Source organism: Calyptranema fuscum S582 (assembly GCF_055793305.1).
In genome coordinates this window covers 35,933-54,559 of the sequence record NZ_JBSLYH010000050.1, presented here as the reverse complement: position 1 = coordinate 54,559, position 18,627 = coordinate 35,933, and the positions used below count along the sequence as shown (strand labels likewise).

The 18,627-nt window shown below is 49.2% G+C and carries 15 protein-coding genes and 2 tRNA genes; 11 read left to right on the top strand and 6 right to left on the bottom strand.

Annotated elements, in window-relative coordinates; all coding sequences use genetic code 11:
• Nucleotides 1-326 precede the first annotated feature (326 nt).
• Nucleotides 327-398: transfer RNA gene (locus ACR6Z4_RS26045), tRNA-Val, on the bottom strand.
• A gap of 124 nt (nucleotides 399-522) precedes the next feature.
• Between ACR6Z4_RS26045 and ACR6Z4_RS26040 the strand changes: the two genes are divergently transcribed.
• Nucleotides 523-903 carry a VOC family protein gene (locus ACR6Z4_RS26040; protein ID WP_479720261.1) on the top strand — a complete coding sequence of 127 codons (381 nt, stop codon included), beginning with the start codon at nucleotides 523-525 and terminating at the stop codon, nucleotides 901-903.
• A gap of 4 nt (nucleotides 904-907) precedes the next feature.
• Here ACR6Z4_RS26040 and ACR6Z4_RS26035 read toward each other — a convergent pair whose 3' ends face one another.
• Nucleotides 908-1,249, bottom strand: coding sequence for a DUF4342 domain-containing protein (locus tag ACR6Z4_RS26035; protein WP_479720257.1), 342 nt, complete (start codon nucleotides 1,247-1,249; stop codon nucleotides 908-910).
• A gap of 538 nt (nucleotides 1,250-1,787) precedes the next feature.
• Here ACR6Z4_RS26035 and cbiB point away from each other — a divergent pair.
• The 5 genes from cbiB to ACR6Z4_RS26010 all read left to right on the top strand — a co-directional run bounded on the left by cbiB (nucleotide 1,788) and on the right by ACR6Z4_RS26010 (nucleotide 4,583).
• Entirely contained in the window at nucleotides 1,788-2,756 is a 969-nt protein-coding gene (gene cbiB / locus ACR6Z4_RS26030; RefSeq protein WP_479720256.1) for an adenosylcobinamide-phosphate synthase CbiB, read from the top strand.
• 171 nt (nucleotides 2,757-2,927) lie between these two features.
• Nucleotides 2,928-3,473, top strand: coding sequence for a bifunctional pyr operon transcriptional regulator/uracil phosphoribosyltransferase PyrR (gene pyrR, locus ACR6Z4_RS26025; protein WP_479720255.1), 546 nt, complete (start codon nucleotides 2,928-2,930; stop codon nucleotides 3,471-3,473).
• A 187-nt stretch (nucleotides 3,474-3,660) separates the two neighbouring features.
• A tRNA-Thr gene (locus ACR6Z4_RS26020) sits at nucleotides 3,661-3,733 on the top strand.
• A 187-nt stretch (nucleotides 3,734-3,920) separates the two neighbouring features.
• On the top strand, nucleotides 3,921-4,202 hold the full coding sequence (locus tag ACR6Z4_RS26015) for a hypothetical protein (protein ID WP_479720254.1): 282 nt from the start codon (nucleotides 3,921-3,923) through the stop codon (nucleotides 4,200-4,202).
• Nucleotides 4,203-4,424: 222 nt separating this feature from the next.
• Nucleotides 4,425-4,583: a type II toxin-antitoxin system HicB family antitoxin gene (locus tag ACR6Z4_RS26010; RefSeq protein ID WP_479720260.1), complete on the top strand. Its 159-nt coding sequence runs from the start codon at nucleotides 4,425-4,427 to the stop codon at nucleotides 4,581-4,583.
• A gap of 188 nt (nucleotides 4,584-4,771) precedes the next feature.
• Here ACR6Z4_RS26010 and ACR6Z4_RS26005 read toward each other — a convergent pair whose 3' ends face one another.
• The gene (locus ACR6Z4_RS26005) at nucleotides 4,772-6,517 is read right to left on the bottom strand and encodes a DUF6798 domain-containing protein (protein ID WP_479720253.1); all 1,746 of its coding nucleotides are present in this window, start codon (nucleotides 6,515-6,517) and stop codon (nucleotides 4,772-4,774) included.
• A 131-nt stretch (nucleotides 6,518-6,648) separates the two neighbouring features.
• On the opposite strand from ACR6Z4_RS26005, the gene ACR6Z4_RS26000 reads away from it, so the two are divergent.
• From ACR6Z4_RS26000 to ACR6Z4_RS25980, 5 genes are all read left to right on the top strand, one after another.
• Complete coding sequence (locus ACR6Z4_RS26000; protein WP_479720259.1) at nucleotides 6,649-7,539, top strand: glycosyltransferase family 2 protein; 891 nt, start codon at nucleotides 6,649-6,651, stop codon at nucleotides 7,537-7,539.
• Between the two features lie 453 nt (nucleotides 7,540-7,992).
• Nucleotides 7,993-9,387, top strand: a complete 1,395-nt coding sequence (locus tag ACR6Z4_RS25995) for an ABC transporter ATP-binding protein (protein WP_479720252.1) — start codon at nucleotides 7,993-7,995, stop codon at nucleotides 9,385-9,387.
• Nucleotides 9,384-10,007, top strand: coding sequence for a tetratricopeptide repeat protein (locus tag ACR6Z4_RS25990; RefSeq protein WP_479720251.1), 624 nt, complete (start codon nucleotides 9,384-9,386; stop codon nucleotides 10,005-10,007). Before ACR6Z4_RS25995 ends, ACR6Z4_RS25990 begins: the two co-directional genes overlap by 4 nt.
• A 44-nt stretch (nucleotides 10,008-10,051) precedes the next feature.
• A complete protein-coding gene (locus tag ACR6Z4_RS25985; protein ID WP_479720250.1) occupies nucleotides 10,052-10,954 on the top strand; it encodes a bacteriohemerythrin in 903 nt (300 codons plus the stop codon).
• Nucleotides 10,955-11,110: 156 nt separating this feature from the next.
• On the top strand, nucleotides 11,111-11,680 hold the full coding sequence (locus ACR6Z4_RS25980; RefSeq protein WP_479720249.1) for a DUF421 domain-containing protein: 570 nt from the start codon (nucleotides 11,111-11,113) through the stop codon (nucleotides 11,678-11,680).
• 171 nt (nucleotides 11,681-11,851) lie between these two features.
• Here ACR6Z4_RS25980 and ACR6Z4_RS25975 read toward each other — a convergent pair whose 3' ends face one another.
• The 3 genes from ACR6Z4_RS25975 to ACR6Z4_RS25965 all read right to left on the bottom strand — a co-directional run bounded on the left by ACR6Z4_RS25975 (nucleotide 11,852) and on the right by ACR6Z4_RS25965 (nucleotide 18,489).
• A complete protein-coding gene (locus ACR6Z4_RS25975) occupies nucleotides 11,852-14,026 on the bottom strand; it encodes a glutamine synthetase III family protein (protein ID WP_479720248.1) in 2,175 nt (724 codons plus the stop codon).
• 311 nt (nucleotides 14,027-14,337) lie between these two features.
• Entirely contained in the window at nucleotides 14,338-14,934 is a 597-nt protein-coding gene (locus ACR6Z4_RS25970; protein WP_479720247.1) for an SMI1/KNR4 family protein, read from the bottom strand.
• A 339-nt stretch (nucleotides 14,935-15,273) separates the two neighbouring features.
• Nucleotides 15,274-18,489, bottom strand: coding sequence for a tetratricopeptide repeat protein (locus ACR6Z4_RS25965; RefSeq protein ID WP_479720246.1), 3,216 nt, complete (start codon nucleotides 18,487-18,489; stop codon nucleotides 15,274-15,276).
• Between the last annotated feature and the right edge of the window lie 138 nt (nucleotides 18,490-18,627).

The following is an 18,627-nucleotide window of genomic DNA, read 5'->3' as shown; positions in this document are numbered from 1 at the left end:
TCAGACAAGCCTAAGCTGAGGTAGTGCCGCTTCCCGCCGAAAGAGAAGACCAATTGGAGCCGCTCGTTACTGGTTTTGACTTGCACAGAACCAGATTTTGACTTTTTGCGTTGTCTTGATTTTGAGTACATAGCCTGGAAGTCGGTGAGGAAGGATGCTACTCAGGCTACCCCAATTACCCCAATCTTTACCCCAATCCGTTATCCAACGTGACCTAAAGATACCTAAATTAATACAGACGAACTAATCACCTACAGAAGAGGCACATAACTGAAAAAGCCGCCCAGAGGCAGCTTTCAGCGTTGTTTTAAGGGTTTCATCTCATATGGGCGATACTGGATTCGAACCAGTGACCCCTTCCGTGTGAAGGAAGTGCGCTACCACTGTGCTAATCGCCCCGGTTATGACTCGGATTGGATGAGTTGCACCCGTTCCTCGCTAAACTAGTGTAACCCAGAATTTGAACATTTGAGACAGCGTCATGGGTCGTCTCGCTATCCCGTTTTAAAAGTGCGATCGCCTATGTCTTTGCCGTTGAGTAGTGTTTTTGTCACATTGGCAGAGGTTGCAGACACAGGACTGGTTGAGTTTTATACTCAGGTTTTAGGGCAGCAACCGACGTTACACATCCCGCATGTGTATGCCGAGTTTCAATTGCCGGGGCTGCGGTTAGGCATTTTTCAACCCAAGGTGGGGCATGATGTGGAGTTTCGTGCGCCGACCAGTGGTGGAATGAGTCTTTGTTTAGAAGTTAACGACTTAGAAATAGCGATCGCGTTTCTCACCGAACTGGGATATGCACCCTTGGGAGACATTGCGATCGCTACTCATGGGCGAGAGATTTATGCCTATGATCCGGCTGGAAATCGACTAATTTTGCACGAAGCTCGACAAGCCGATTGATAGCTTACACCTTGCGCTCAATCACTACAGTAAGTTTTGCCACCAATGCCCCGATCGCGCCTAGCGCGGCAACGATGGGGAAAAGGGCAGTGGCAACGACACCGCCCACAACACCGACGGTCATAGGAATTTCGATCAATGTATGTCCATCCTCGGTTTTGACGATGATGCGACGAATGGTGCCTTGATGAATCAGTTCTTTGACTTTTGTGACCAATGCATCCCCTGTGATCTTAAATTCTTCAACCCGAATGTCTTCTTCTGAAGGGGGTGTTGTATTGACCGGAATTGGTTCAAATTCAGGGTTGGGAACGGTATCTTGAACAGAGTCTTGTAGATTTGTCATGATTCATACTCCCTTGAATCTGTAGTGAAAAAGATTTCTGGTGTTGCAAACACTAAATTTTTCGGCGTAAGGTTTGGAGACGGTGCCCCCGCGCAGGAGTTCCACTCCTGCATCCCGTTGTAAAGTGTCTAATTGGGCTTACTAAAATAAACAACGTCTTTTCTCTAGTATGAATTTTTTGAGCAAAACTAGCGTCCTACTTTCGGACTAACCCAATCGATGTGTGGCATTTATGTTGAGAAGTGCGGCGTTGCCGCACTTCTCAACATAAACTTCCGGGTTTTGATTGATTTGTGATCCTAAGTTTGGATGAAAATAGTTTAGGGCGTGTTTTAAAGCTCGCTAAGAGGGTTGTTTTTTCGGGCGCGAAGCGCCCGAAAAAACAACTTCTAAAACAGACCCCAAGTAACTAGTGTTGCAAACACAAAATTTTGCAACATGGGGGTTTGGGGGCTGCGCCCCCAAGAGGGGGTTTTACCCCCTCCACCCCCTCTAAAACTTTTAAGTTGGTGTACTCGATTAAGCGACATAAGAAAACATGGTGCTGCAACAATCTGCTCTGGTTTTGGCGATCGCAGCAGGGTTAGATTATCTCATTGGCGATCCCTGGAATTGGCTCCATCCAGTGCAGATTATGGGTTGGGGCATTCATCACTACAGCCAATTTGTCTTGCAGCGGGTCAAACAACCCTGGTTGCTGCGTGGGGCAGGCATGGTTTTAGCGCTGGGGTTGGTCGGTTTGAGTGGGGCGGCGGGATGGTTGATCGTACAAGCCGCCGGTCAGATTCATGGGGCAGTGGCGATCGCCGTTGAGAGCATTCTGCTGGCAAGTTGTTTTGCCGGCCGCAGTCTCAGGGTAGCAGCGGACGATGTTTTGCAACCGTTGGTGGCAGGTGATTTAGAAACAGCGCGTCGCCATTTGAGCCGCTATGTCGGACGAGACACCGACCAATTATCAGAGCCAGACATTTTACGGGCAGTTTTTGAAACGGTGACTGAAAATGCGACGGATGGGGTCATGGCACCTTTGTTTTATGCCATTTTGGGGGCAATGCTGGCGATCGCCCCGGCACCGTTTGCCCTTGCCTATAAAGCTGCCAGTACCCTGGATTCAATGGTGGGCTATCGCGATGCACCTTACACTCATCTGGGTTGGTTCAGTGCCCGTCTTGACGACGTGCTCACCTGGATACCCTGTCGGCTGACAGTTTTTACCATTGCATTGCTGTCGGGTAAACCCCGTCACGTCTGGCAGATTTGCTGCCGCGATGCCCCCCAAGACCCCAGCCCCAATGCCGGTTGGAGCGAATGTGCCTATGCAGCCGCTCTGGGGGTACAGGTTGGGGGTGTCAATAGCTATCGCGGTATGGTAAAACACAAACCCCTGTTGGGCGATCGCATCCAGCCCATTACGCCTTCAATAATTCAGCAAGCAACCCACCTGACCCGCTATAGTTTTCTCATCTGGGTATTGCTTGCACTCGCCGTCTTGGTACTAAAACCGTAAGGATTGTGGATTTCATAAAATCCAAGTTCTTTATAAAAGAGCGACGGCTCCGCCGTCACTCTCTCCAGCCAAATAACAGGTTCATGAATTCTGTGATCCTAATCCAGCGAGTGCGGCAAACTCTATTCTGTCCGGCGTTGTATTCCTTATTCTCTCCCCTATCGCTTACCTATGTCGCCTGAAATTGTTGAAATTCTATCTGCCGAAGAAATCCGTCGTACGATGACCCGACTGGCATCGGAGGTGATTGAACGGGCTGGTGATCTATCAAATTTGGTGTTGCTGGGAATTTATACTCGGGGAGTACCGTTGGCAGAAATGTTAGCCCGACAGATTGAAGTCCTAGAACAATTTCAGGTACCTGTTGGATCGTTAGATATTACGTTCTATCGGGATGATCTAGATCAAATTCAGTTACGTACTCCAGCACGCACAAAAATTTCATTTGATGTCACCGGCAAAACCGTCTTATTGGTAGATGATGTGATTTATAAGGGACGAACCATTCGCGCTGCACTCAACGCCGTCAATGAATATGGTCGCCCCGCAACAATTCGCCTAGCCGTATTAGTCGATCGGGGACACCGAGAAGTACCGATTCATCCCGATTTTACAGGGAAGAAACTACCCACCGCCAAGGAAGAACAAGTCAAAGTCTATCTGCACGATATTGATGGACGAGATGCTGTCGAACTGATGACCCGCAGTCGATTTTAGTCCTCCATGAGCCAACGATAGGATCATGTGCGATCGCTAAAATACTGGAAAACTTACGGTTAGGCGATCGCCCAAGTCCCTCATGGTAAACGTAACCCAACTTTTTTGGGCAATACCACCCCTCACAGATAGAAAAGCGGATCACATTTGTGCGATCGCACCTCTCAATGCTAAGATAAGTTGCAACGCTGGTGTAGCTCAGTTGGTAGAGCAGCTGATTTGTAATCAGCCGGTCGCAGGTTCGAGTCCCGTCACCAGCTTCGTCATAATAAGGGATTGAGGTTTGGTTGGGAAGGATTCTATCCTTCTCAATCCCTCTGAGAAACCCCAGATTATGCCAAAAATTTAAGCCAGATTTAAGCCATATTGCTGGCTTAAGGAAAGCCAAGACAGTAATGTAGTGTGAGGCACGTCAACCACCACTAAGGCTCCTTAGGATGCGGCTCTATGGAAACTCAGACCTTATCCGATAAAGAAATTGATCAAAGAACTACTGAGATCAATGCCCGGTTAAAAGCTGGTAAGGTAGGAGTTCGAGTTGAGCGACGAGGCAGTTGTCTTTCCCTCGTGGCAACGCTGCCACCACGTCCTGGCTCAAAGTCCAAGCGAACAAAACCCCATCAACAAAGAATTGCGCTAAGGCTTCTGACAAATCCTAAAGGGCTGAGGCAGGCTGAGGAAGAAGCAAAACTCTTAGGAGCCAGGCTTGCCACACGACAGTTTGCTTAGAACCTCTATGATGATAGGGGAGTACTTTTTCGTAAAGGGTAGATAAAACAAGGGTGTAACGGCTATCTTTGGCGTTGCATAATAGAGGATGATGTAGCATCCAGGAAAGCAATTAGCAAAGCTGCTTTCTGAACTAGAAAAATTAAGAGAGGAGGAAGATTCATGAATCGATACAGCATGCTCGTTCAGTAGTCAGATGAGGATCAACTCTTCTTAGTCACGATCCCAGAATTTTCTGAACTGGTTGTCATGTCTTGCACTCACGGAAAAACTCGCGAAGAAGCTATTCGCAGCGGTGAAGAGGTGATTGAAATGTACCTGGAAGCTTGGCAAGCAGAAGATAAAGTGATTCCCGAACCCAGCACACTTCAGGTTGCTTGATGCTCTTGGTGATTGCGATGGTATACCCTCGGTCGCAAGTACGACCTATAGCCAGTTGGGGTGGTCTAATTTAATAATGTGATGCATGAAAAAAGCCGCACATCGTGCGGCTTTTTTCATGCGTTGTCAACTATATCGAACGGACAGTTCCCCAGCATGACGGATTCATTCGTGGATGATCTTTAAGCTCACACCAAGGGTTTCGTTTGGGCAGGGCGATCGCCATAGACGATATAGCGAGAATTTTGGTAGAGTTTGGGCAAATTGAGTCGATGTTCTCGGCGAGTTGCCAAATAATGGGCTTGATATTTCTGCATTAATTGCTTTGCCTGGTTGGTTGTCAGATCGCCATATCCTGCCAGGAGTCGATCTTCGACCAGAGGGCGTTGATCGGTTGTGCGGCTTAAATTTGCCCAGGGGTCAACACTACCACCGAGATCGCTGAGCCGATCGATCCATTCCACTACTCCTGTTGCGGTGGGTGGAATTTGCTTAAAATTTGCAATGGTGGCTCGTTCGGCTAGCCAGCTGAAGCTGACCAAATCTACGGGCGGTGCAATAAAGACGGCATCTTTGGGCGTATTATCCTGCACCCAGGCGAATAATTTTTGCATGGGCGCATCAACATTTTGCTCTTCTCCCGGAAATGCTTGCAGCGCCTGAATTTGCAAATGAAACGTCAGGGATTGCAGCACACACGCCAGCACCAAGCTACTCAGACAGATGCCTTTCAACCATTGTTCTGTCCGCTGATTAGACCATAGACAGGTCAACAGACAGGTGACCAGCAAACAGGTATTAAGCGACAGCATAATATCCCCAAAGCGAAAGGGATAGTACACCAGAAATTGACCCTGTAAATCGAAAGGTGCGATCGCCAATCCTAGCCCAAACGGAATCAAGCTAATCAGGGTGAAGTGGGCTAAGCCCAGGCGACGATCTTGTACGTCTGATTTTTGTCGATGGGCAGGGGTGGTATGGATAACGGCATAGCTAATAGCAAAAATAATCAGATAAATCGCGAGTTTGAGCCACTCCCACGATTGCCAGGAGAGGGGATTGAGATGATGCGGCGATCGGATAAACACACTGATAAACGACGGAGTAAACCGACTCGGTGGCGTTGCCGTCCACACATGTTCTAACACTGGTTGAATTGAAAAAACACTGGCGCAGCCATAGATCCCCAGCAAAATGCCGTTATGGTGCCACGGTCTGAGGGGTAGCTTGCGGTGAACCAGCATCCACCCTACAGCGGTCAAAAATGCCCACCCACCCACCAGGGTATGGAACGAGGTGGCTAACCCCAGCATCAATGCCATCCATCGATAGCGAGCTGTAAGCAGAAAGGCGATCGCCCAGAGGACAAATCCATAGGCAATAGCTTTAGATTCCAATGCTTTCAGCAACCACTCAAAGGCTGCCGCGCCCTGATCTGGATTGACATAGAGAAATAAACCCAGTGCAAAAACCAGCAGTTGGGCAGGCAACTGGAGGCAATGGCGCAGAGCAACCAATCCCGATGCAACCCCTGCATAGCACACCAGGCGACCCAGGATGGAGGTCACCCCAAAGCCCCAATGAGCTGCCATCGTGCCAAACACGGCAATAAAGGGCAAGCGATAGCCAGCGGGCTGATTTAAATACCAGTCGTTGGGAATCCAACTGGGGTCGGCGTGCTGTCGGGCAAACGGTAAAATATCGACTTCATTGGTGATGCCCATATTGCCGTCGATCAGCCATTTCAAACTGATAAAGGCAGTTAACAACAAAATTTCTAATAGCGTCCATCCTACATTTTGCAGCACAGGCGGGTGGGGTTTGCCCTCCCATGAGCGGGGTTCAGCCTCGCCACCTCCCAAAAAACTTTTAATTGGGTATACTAACCCATCTCGCCATTTACCGGGATGAAATTTGCCATAAATTGTCTGCAAAATTTGGATTCCTCAAAAATACGGGCAAGGCATCTCCTATACTCGATCAGGTAATTGATTAAGCAACGTAGTCTATGCCGCAGGGTCAGCGATCGCAACCAACCAGTTATACCACCCACCCCACACCAGGCATGGATAACGCTGTATCAGACGCCATCTGTCCCGCTTTTTCACTGGTCATTCCAGCCTATAACGAGCAACAGGGCATCATTCCCGTGTTAGATGACCTGAAAGCCATCCTCAATACCGCTGCGTGTGAGTATGAACTGATTGTGGTCAATGATGGTTCGACTGATGAGACGGGCAAATTGTTGCGCACCTATGGCGGCATTCGCTTGATCGAGCACAATCGCAACTTAGGCTATGGGGCATCGCTCAAAACTGGGGTGCGCTATGCTAAATATCCGCTCATTGCCATTACCGATGCCGATGGCACCTATCCCAACGACCGCATTCCCGAACTGGTGAACCTCGCGAAACAAGCGGATATGGTCGTGGGTGCAAGAATTGGCGAAAATGTCCGGTATTCCCCAATTCGTAGAATTCCTAAGTGGTTTTTGGTGCATTTTGCCCAGTGGTTAACGCGATCGCGTATTCCTGACCTCAACAGTGGCATGAGGGTGTTTGACAAAACTATTGTCAACCGCTTTATCACCATCTTGCCTGATACCTTTAGCTTTACCACCAGCATTACAGTTGCCATGTTGATGAATAACTACGTGGTGCATTACGAGCCGATTAGCTATCGTCCCCGAGTCGGAAAAAGCAAAATCAAACCAATCCGCGATACGCTGCGGTTTATTCAGTTGATCTTGCGGACGGGGATGTATTTTGCTCCGTTGAGAGTATTTTTACCCCTTGCAGGCATATTTTTTAGCGGATTCCTGTTTACGCTGGTGCAAGACTTGTTTATTCGAGATGATCTGACTGATCGAACGCTGATTTTGTTAATTGCGGCAACGCAAATTGCCATGTTTGCCCTGCTAGCCGACATGATTGATAAACGAACCGGGAGATTGTAGGCACGAGTAAACTCAATTGAACGTTTTACACCGGGGTGCAGGGGTTCCACCCCTGCGTGGGGGCTGCGCCCCCACCCCTCATATTGCAAAATTTAGGGTTCGCAACACCAGGGATCCTGGTTGACTGACAAAACTCCCGAAACCCTTATTCTCTCGTAGGTTGGGTTAGCGTTAGCGTAACCCAACAGAACCTTTGCTAGTGTTGGGTTTTACGCTGTTCAACCCAACCTACGAAAAAGATTTGTCAGTCAACCAGCCAGGGATCATAGAGTCATTAACCCGTAATTCTATTTGGGAGAGCGACGGCTTCGCCGTCGCTCTCCCAAGCGGAATTAGGTTCGATCAAACTCATGATCCTCAAGAGATCAACGTCTGATTTTTCTGAATTCGGGTATGATTTGCCTGATTCCCCATGTTTTTCTTCCATTGCTTTAGCAGGCGAGTAGGTTTATTGTGGCGCAGGTTCATCTCGAAAATATCTATAAAAGTTTTCCCAACCGTTCTGGAAAATCCGCATCAACCCCATCTCCTCAGCCTGATACGACGGATCATGCCACAGTAGCAGCCGAATCTTCGCAGGCAACGGCGATCGCCATTTTGCGACGGATCAACCTGACGATCAACGATGGCGAATTTATGGTGCTGGTGGGACCATCGGGGTGTGGCAAAAGTACGTTGCTGCGGTTGATAGCAGGATTGGAGACACTTACCGCTGGCAATATCTGGGTGGGCGATCGCCTGATCAACGACCTACCACCGAAACAACGGGATATTGCCATGGTGTTCCAGAGTTATGCCCTTTATCCCCACATGACGGTATATGAAAATTTGGCGTTTGGATTGCGACGCACCGTAGAGACACCCGCGATCGCCGCTCCTTCAGATCAGGGATCAAAAGTAGAGACGCGATCCATGACGTCTCCCTCAGATTCGAGATCAACGAGAACGGTAGAGAGACGATCCGGCAAGTCTTTATCGACCCAATATCCCTGGATAGACGATGTGTTAACCCTGCTCACCCGTCCCCTACCGAAGAAATTACGCTATTGGTCGGCAAAGGAACGGGCGATCGCTCAACAGGTCGAGCGGGTGGCACAGATGTTGCAAATTGAGATGTTGCTCGATCGCTTGCCCAAACAACTATCGGGCGGACAAAAACAACGGGTCGCATTAGGTCGGGCGATGGCACGCAATCCCCAGGTATTTTTGATGGATGAACCTTTGTCAAACTTAGATGCCAAATTGCGTACCGAAACCCGCGCCCAGATTGTCAATCTTCAACACAAATTGGGGATCACTACCATTTACGTCACCCATGACCAGACCGAAGCGATGACCATGGGCGATCGCATTGCCGTGATGAATGCCGGACAAATTCAACAAATTGCCTCACCTTTAGAACTTTATAACCGACCTGCCAATCGCTTTGTCGCAGAATTCATCGGGTCACCCCCCATGAACTTTTTGTCGGTGCATGTAAAAGCTCCCTTGCTGATCAGCCATGGTCAGTTTCGCCTCACCGTACCCGAACTCTGGGAAGCTGGATTGCGACCCTATGACGGTCGTCGTATTCTGCTGGGGATTCGTCCAGAGCATTTGAGTATCAGTGTTCCGGCTCCTAAAAATTTGCCGGTGCGGGTGGAACGGGTAGAAGCTTTGGGGAGTGAAACCTATCTAACGGTGCGGTTAGATAACATGGATGGCACAGACTTAGAAACGGCTCCCCGCTTGCAAGCCAGAGTCGAACCCGATCGCCGTGTGCCGATTGGCGAACAACTGTGGTTATCGATCGCTGCCGACAAAATTCATCTCTTTGATGCTGAAACAGGAGAGGCGATCGCACGATGATTCACCGCTCAGTTTTAGACCGTCAGCTTGAGCAATGGAATCGCCAGATCCAGTCCCATCCGAATGATGCCAAAGCCTACATTCAGCGCGGCATGGTGCAATTCAAACGGGCTGAAATCGAGGCATCGATTCAAGACTTCGATCAGGCAGAACGGCTCAATTCCGCCCTCACTCCTTATCTGTGGCAACGCGGGTTATCGTACTATTACGCCGGACGCTTTGCTGATGGCGCAAACCAGTTTGAAATCGACTTGCAAGTGAATGCCCATGATATCGAAGAAACGGTATGGCGATACCTTTGTATGGCACGCGATCGCAGTGTGAGCGAGGCGCAAACGGCATTGCTGGTTGTCAACCATGATCCGCGTCCCGTAATGCGCAGCGTCTACGACCTGTTTGCCGGAACTGCAACCCCAGACACCGTTCTGGCGATCGGGCAAGACGAGGGACAGCGGGGTTTATTTTATAGCCATCTCTATCTGGGTTTGTTTTATGAAGCTGCCCAAGAGCTTACATTGGCGCAGCACTACATCGTACAAGCTGCAACTCGCTATCGCCTGGACGACTATATGTGGTATCTGGCGCGGGTTCACGTCCAACTCAGAGGTTGGAGTCACTAATTTTCGGGAACTCTAAAGACAAGGTACTTTAGGAGTACGAGGCTATGGGGATTATAATCGCTCAATGGCAACCCGATTATGAAAGCGGTGATGCGGTCGTAGATGAGCAACATAAAAGTCTTTTCAGTACCATCAATGCGCTGAATAATGCCTTATTAGAGGGCTCGGGTGAGGCGTTATTAGAGCAAACACTTCAGAGTTTAAAGGACTATACCAGCGTCCATTTTGATACAGAAGAACAATTTATGTTGGCGCATCAGTATCCCGGCTATGCAGACCATCGTGAGAAACATGAAGCCCTCAAAGCCAGGGTGTTGCAATTTGAACAAGAAAAGCAACACGATGTATCTCAGTTAGCGATCGCCATTTCCCATTTTTTAGCCGATTGGTTGATTCATCATATTAAAAATGAAGACCAAAAAATGATTACCTTTTGCCGTCAAGGTCATTGGGTTAAAGCGGATGTAGGCTCAAATCAAACGCCTACGCATCGGGCACCTGCTATGGCGATCGCGCAATGGCGACCAGAATATGAAACAGGTTATACACTGATTGATGATCAACACCGTAGCCTATTTCATGCCATTAATGCCTTGAATAGCGCCATGTTAGAAGGACATGCAGAAGTATTGCTTGATCGCACCCTCAAAAGTTTGAGAACCTACAGTACCATTCATTTTGAGACGGAAGAACAATTTATGCTCAAGTATAGTTATCCCGGCTACGTAGATCATAAAGCCAAGCATGAAGCACTCCGAGAAAAAGTGGAGCAGTTTCTTCAACCAGAACAGCAGCAAAATGCGTCTCAGCTCACCATTACGGTGTCCCACTTTTTAACCGATTGGCTGATTCATCACATTAAAAATGAAGATCAAAAAATGATCACCTTTCTGCGCCAAGAACGACAAAAGGAGCAAGCCCGCAAAATCGCTAGTAGCCACAATTAAAAGTTTTACACCGGAGTGCAGGGTTCCACCCCTGCGTGGGAGCGCAGCCCCATACTCCATGTTGCAAAATTTGGTGTTTGCAACACTAGTTGACTGTTTGATATTTCCGATGGCAACCTGATGAAAGCGGTGGTACGTAAATAAGAGGGCTGCGCCATGACGACACTCGACGATCTTTGGATTCTCCACATTCCAATCCTGGAAAAAATTGTTCGTCCAATATTAGTCTATTTCTTTCTGCTGATTGCATTGCGCTTAGGTGGAAAACGAGAGTTAGGACAGCTGACAGGCTTTGATCTGGTCGTCTTGTTGATGTTATCAAACACCGTTCAAAACGCCATCATTGGCAATGACAATTCAGTATCGGGTGGATTGATTGGTGCAGCCACCCTTTTGATTACCAATTATTTTGTCGTCCGTCTTGCCTATCGATATCCCCAGATTGAGCAGGTGGTAGAAGGTAAACCGACCTTGCTGATTTTTGAAGGTCAGTTCATTCCTGAAAACTTAGCCAAAGAACTGATTAGCGAAGCAGATCTGCGGGTTGATTTACGCCGACAAGGGTTTGAAGACCTCTCTGAGATCAAAACCGCTACGTTAGAAACGGGCGGCAGTCTTACGGTAGAGCGGTTGCCGAATGCGCCAGATCCAGTGCAAACCGATATCCTACAACGCCTGGATCAGATCACAGCCCTGTTGACCCAAAAAATTCAATCCTCAGAGTAAACCATCCAGTGAACTATCAATAACAACATTGCTGAAGCCGTTGATGTTCGGACGTGCGGCGACGCCGCACGAATTAAGAGGGGGTTGGGGGTGAAACCCCCAACCCCCTCTTAAAAAGTTACAGCTTCATCTTTGGTTGGTACGAAAACCAACCTACCAAATCAAAGACGTTTACTTGATAAACAGCATTTCCTGATAGGTGGGCAAGGGCCAGAAGCTATCTGCTACTTCACCTTCTAAGGCATCTGCATAACTGCGGACTTGATCCATCAATGGACGAATCGTTTGGGCACAATACTGCATTTGCTCTTCGGTGCTGGCAAAGTCATGCTTACCCAGAGCTTCACTCAACTGATTGGTTTCTGCCACCATAGCATTCACCAGATCTGCAACCTTCTTAGCACTTTCTTTCTCGAAATCAATCCCCAGACCTGCCAAACTGGCGATCGTAGAAGACAGTTTTGACAAGTACTCGACCGCTGCGGGGTAGATGATGGTCTTTGCCATATTGACGACCAGCTTAGCTTCTACTTCAATCGAGAGAATGTATTGCTCTGCATAGACTTCAAAGCGGCTTTCCAGCTCGACAGGTGTCAATACCCCCGTTTTTGTGAACAGGTCTTCAATGTATTCTGCTTTGAGGGTCGGTAAAGCATCAGCAGTAGTGCGCAGGTTGGCTAAACCGCGCTCTTCAACTGCCATCGTATGCCATTCTTCGGAATAGCCATTGCCACCAAAAACCACAGCCCCATGCATTTCCATCACTTCTTTAAGAACAGTGATGATGGCTGTATTCAGTTCCATGCCAGTGGCTAATTCACGTTCCAGGCGATTGCCGATCCAATCTAGCGAATCTGCCAGCATGGTATTGAGGACAATTAAGGGACCCGATACCGATTGGCTGGAGCCGACGGCTCGAAATTCAAAGCGGTTGCCTGTAAATGCAAACGGAGATGTGCGGTTGCGATCGCCTGCATCCTTGGTTAGATGAGGCAATACATCCACACCCAAATCCATCACCCCTTTTTGTTTGGACTCAGTGACAGTTCCAGTCTTAATTTGCTCAAAGACTTCTTCTAGTTGCGTCCCCAAGTAAACCGACATGATGGCCGGTGGGGCTTCATTGGCTCCCAGGCGGTGATCATTGCTGGCAGTTGCAATCACAGCTCGCATCAGCGACCCATACTTGTGTACCCCTCGAATCACAGCACCACAGAAGACCAGAAACTGCGCATTATCATGGGGAGAATCACCCGGATCAAGCAAGTTACCCTGTGTGGCATTGCCGACTGACCAGTTAACGTGCTTCCCAGAGCCATTGATGCCAGCAAATGGCTTTTCATGCAGCAAACACGTAAACCCATGCTTTTTAGCCGTATGTTTCAGCACCGTCATCAACAATTGCTGATGATCACTGGCAACATTGGCTGCTTCAAAAAAGGGTGCAATTTCAAACTGACCTGGAGCTACTTCATTATGCCGAGTTTTGGCTGGAATCCCCAGTTTATAAAGGGTTTCTTCCACATCTTGCATAAATACTTGAACCCGCTCAGGGATAGCACCAAAGTAGTGATCATCAAATTCTTGACCTTTTGCCGGTGCTTTACCAAACAAGGTTCGCCCTGCCAGCAAGATATCAGGACGCTGGCTAGCAAAATTGGCATCAATCAAAAAGTATTCTTGCTCTGCCCCACAGCTAGAGTTAACATGGGCAACATCCTCATTCCCCAAAAGTTTCAGTACTTTATTAGCAGCTTTGTCCATTGCAGCGATCGATCGCAGCAGGGGCACTTTTTTATCCAGCGCTTCACCCGTCCAGGATACGAAAACGGTAGGGATACACAAGGTCGAACCATTGTCCGTTTCCATAATATAAGCAGGACTGGTAACATCCCAGCCCGTGTAGCCCCGTGCTTCAAACGTGTCACGAATGCCACCATTGGGAAATGAAGACCCATCCGGTTCGCCCTGCACCAGCACTTTGCCAGAAAATTCTGAAATCACATTGCCGTCTCCCTGCACCGAGATAAAGCCATCGTGCTTTTCTGCGGACAGGTTGGTCATAGGGTAAAAGACGTGGGCGTAGTAGAATGCCCCTTTGGACATTGCCCAATCTCGCATGGCAGTGGCAACAGCATCTGCGATCGACGGATCTAGCCGTTCACCCGTAACAATCGTCTTTTTGATCGATTTGAAGACCGCTTTGGGGAGACTTGCCTGCATTTTGCTCAGGTTAAACACGTTCTCTGCCCAGATTTCTTCGAGGCGTTCTGGGGCTTTGGGCGGCATCAGCTGCCGATTAGTGATCTGATGGACAGCTTGGACACGGGCTTCATTTCCACTCATAATTTTCACGTAGGTTCTGACTGTTCGATGTTACTCAAAGCAGATCCCTGAAATAGATAGCATAGATACCAAAATCTAATTCTTCAGAGCAAAATGAACGCTAACCCTGGGAAATCCGTAAAAATTTTACTTTGGTGTTGTAGGGCACTCCGCGCCCCACAACACCGTTTCTGTACTGAACGAACTTGCACACTGCTATAAGCCTGTGGGGTTTATTTAATGGGCGATCGCAAAAGAAAAAATCGGCGTTCCTGAAATCGAGGAGCCAGTCAACACAAAATTTTAGAACCGCGACGTTCACCCTAAAGTTGTTAAGCCACAAAGCATCCTTGTTTTAAAACCTGTTGCATCAATGCATAAAACGAACGATATCGAATAGCTCCCGGCAACTTATTGCCCAGGTGCCATGCTTCCCATTCTCCATCCTCAAAAACAACGTCAGGAATCAGCAGAAAAACGTCGCCATCTCCACTATCACTACTAATTTCTAAAGCCGTTGCCAGATATTCACGTCTTAAATGGACGCAATCTTGAGTCTCATCATAGACAAAGTAAATATCATCGGGCACAGAAGGTCGGTCGTTGGTGTACGGCAGCCAGGCATCAATCCAATCTTGATGTTGTGTAGAAAACCAATCTATTTCTGACGTTGACCAGAGTTGCATCTCAGTCCAATCGGAATTGCGCCAGCCATTAGATACCTGAAGGAATGACCGATACGAGGGTGGCAATCGAGTTCCCAAACGCGTTTCAGCAGCAACAATGTGGTCTTCAGATGCGGCAGGATTGCCTAACCAGGCAGACGCCACCATGTCTGGAGTCAACTGCCATCGATGATATTGATCGCGCCGATCGATCAACGTACGACTGAGGTTCTGGAGCAGCGATTCCCAATGATAATTTGTCATTCCCTTGTTCTCAAACCTGTTTCAAACCGTCGAGATTAGATGCTTTAGAATCCTGAGTTTTTATACCGTGCGCTTCAATCTAACGAAACACTACGATTTGGGTCAAGCGACGTGTAAGCGAACAATTATTGCATCTGTTTGATAAGCCATAATCAAAAAAACACGATTCAAGCGTCGGGCGATCGCCACAACCCAACGTTGTTTTTGTCGAGTTTTTTCGTTACTAAAGCTCAGCATCGTAACGCAATTTTAGAAAAGAAAATACTTGCGGTGCATCACGGCGATCGCCTAACACACCCTTCACCTTCCTACCTCTTCACCCATCACCCCATCACCCCATCATCTCTCCATCCCTTCATCGTCCTCACCTCCCCCATCTCCCTCACCTTCCCCATCTCCACCATCCAGTTCTAACATCAATGCTCGACACTCCTCCACCAGGGGAATGCCCAACTCGGTTGCCAGTGACAATGCCTGCTGACCCTGCGCCTGCGCTAATTCTGGTTGCCCCGTCTGGTGATAATACTCTGCTAACCGCAACAATGCCTCAGCTTCATTGGCTCTGTCACCAATCTCCTGACAAATGGCGAGGCTGGTCTGCAAGTTGGGCAGGGCAGTATCATATTGTTCGAGCTTGAGTTGAGTCTGTCCCCAATTCACCAAAGCAATGCCCTCACCCTGGCGATCGCCAATTTCCCTAGCAATGGCTAACTGTTGGTGATGATGGGCGATTGCCTGTGGATACTGCCCTAGACTGTTGTAAGCAACTCCCAGATTGCCCAGAAAAGCAGCTTCACCAGCGCGATCGCCAATTTCCCTAGCAATGGCTAAGGCTTGCTGATGATAGTCGATCGCCTGCGGATACTGTCCCAGGCTGTAGTAAGCATTTCCCAGATTGCCCAGAGAATCCGCTTCACCCTGGCGATCGCCAATTTCCCTGGCAATGGCTAAAGATTTCTGATGATAGTCGATTGCCTGCTGATACTGTCCCAGACAGTCGTAAACATTTCCCAGATTGCCCAGAGAATTCGCTTCACCCGAGCGATCGCCAATGTCCCGTTTAATGGCTAAGGATTGCTGATGATAGTCGATCGCCTGCGGATACTGTCCCAGGCTGTAGTAAGCAAGTCCCAGATTGCCCAATGATTTGGATTCACCCTGGCGATCGCCAATTTCCCTGGCAATGGCTAAAGCCTGCTGCTGATAGTCGATCGCCTGCTGATACTGTCCCAGACTGTAGTAAGCATTTCCCAGATTGCCCAGTGTTCCAGCTTCCCATGCGCGATCGCCAATGTCCCTGGCAATGGCTAAGGCTTGCTGATGGTAGTCGATCGCCTGCGGATACTGTCCCAGGCTGTAGTAAGCAAGTCCCAGATTGCCCAATGATTTCGATTCACCAGCGCGATCGCCAATTTCCCGTTTAATGGCTAAGGATTGTTGATGATAATCGATCGCCTGTGGATACTGTCCCAGGCTGTAGTAAGCAAGTCCCAGATTGCCCAATGATTTGGATTCACCAGAGCGATCGCCAATGTCCCTGGCAATGGCTAACTGTTGCTGAAGATAGTCGATCGCCTGCCGATACTGCCCCAGACTGTAGTAAGCAATTCCCAGATTGCCCAGTGCCGCACTTTCTTCTTGTTGATCTTTTGTCTTTCGAGCAATGTCTAATTGTTTACTATGCAGCAGAATTTGCTCCCGATAGTATGCCCAGGTTCCTAATTGCCCGCATAGGTATTCTTTAGTTGGGGTATTCATGCGAGTCCAGGCAATGGTTCGTGCAGCTTTCCAATCTTCTACGGTATAGAAATGGTCAAACGCTTCTAAATAACCTCGTACTTTCTCTAAATTCTCTGCATCGGGTGCGGGTTCGTAGGCAGTGAGCCAGAGCTGGGCAGCCTGACGTTCGGCAGCTTCCCATGTGGCGCGATCCGCTTTTAGCTGGGCGTAGGCGCTATCGCGGATCAGGTTGTGTTGCTGAATCAGCAGGTGTCCGTTTTGGATATCGGTGTCTTCGACCAGGTTGCGGGCTTTGAGCGTGTATAGGGCGGTGCTGCGATCGGTGTCGGGAAGATCGTCCAGCAGTTGCAGATAAAAGGCTTCAGGGACAGCACGACGAAACACGGCACTGCGTTGCAGCAGGGTGCGGGGCAGGTCGGGCAGTTGAGCGATGGTCTGGTCTACCCAACGGCGTGCCCGTTGTTCCTGGCTCTGGGCTAGTTTCAGGTGGGTTTGGGTCTGGCGGGGGGTGTAATACTGGTTCCAATATTTGCTGACGCTGCCGCCAAATAAGCGACTGCGGATATCTCCGGCAATCATTTTTAAGATCAGCGGATGCCCTTGAAAGTAGCTGGCGATCTCGCAAAGGTGCTGTTTTTCGGGGTCGGTTTGGGGAATAACATTATGGTTGCGGAAAAGGTCTAGCCAATGGTCGGCTTCCAGTCCGCGCAGGGGGTATTCGCGCCAGAGTTGGTCGTAGCGATCGATCCGCTCGACCAGTCCCATGGGCACGGCTTGAGAGGTAAGAACGATGCAGCTGGTATGGCGCGATGAGGTGAGAAATTGGCAGAAAAAATCGACCCAGGTGGCATCGGTAAAGCGATAGTCGCCCTGATCGGTTTGACAGAGCAGATATTCCAGGGAGTCGAGTTGCAGCCAGTGGGGTTGCCGTTCCAGGGTTTGCAGCAGGTAGGGCAGGATTTGGGCGTTGGGCAGTTGTTGAGCCGTATCGTCGCCCATGGCATGGAGGATGCGGATCGCGCCCTGGGTGAAATCTGGGGTGGTGCTGCCCCGATCCATGACCACCTGAATATACGGTAGGGGCGAACGGCCGTTCGCCCCTACGTCCCCGTTCGCCTCTACATCCGGGACGTTTGCTCCAATGGGGTTATCGGTTTGATCTACATCGGGAACGCCAATAAAATCAGCTGCTAATCGTTCTGCCAAAGCAGTTTTGCCGATACCCGTCATGCCATGAACCAACAATAATTTGCAGCCATGATTCACAACTTGACTCAGGTGGGCGATATCGGCGTCTCGTCCTGTCCAGGTGTCGGGGTTGTAAGTGGAGAATTTGGGGGGTAGAGAAAAGGATGGTTTTGGAGGCGCGATTGCTCGCGCCTCCAAAACCGTTCGAATTTCTTGGACGATGGTATAGAAGGCTTCGTCGCGATCGCGCCAGGTGGTAATGGGTTGGTCGTTGCGGGGTAGGGCTTGCAATTTACTGAAGGGGCTACCTTCTCGATCTACGGGTCTGAGCAAGATCGGGATAACGCGGACGTTGCCAGCATCGTGACGTTCGATGGCGCGGCTCAGTTCGGTGCCATAGCAATAGTTGGATGCCATGAAGCTGGGGCTGATCAACAGCAAGATCAGATCAGCAGTTTCGAGTTGCCGTTTGATTTCGGCATCCCATTCTAAGCCAGGAGCGATCGCCCCTTTATGCCACGGTTGGATTTTGCCCTGACGGCTCAGGTTAGACAGATGCGCTTCCAGTTCGGTCAACAGCTCTGCATCACTGGGGGCATAGGAAATGAAGATCTTTGCAGACATCATAGGGTCAACGGAGTTCCTGACAGTCATGGCAAGATGACAACGTGGTGCAACCCCTCAATGGCATAAGTAGGAATAGTTTTGGATGCGGGGGCATCGCCCCCGCATCCAACAATCACGACCTTTTTATAAAATGCTCAG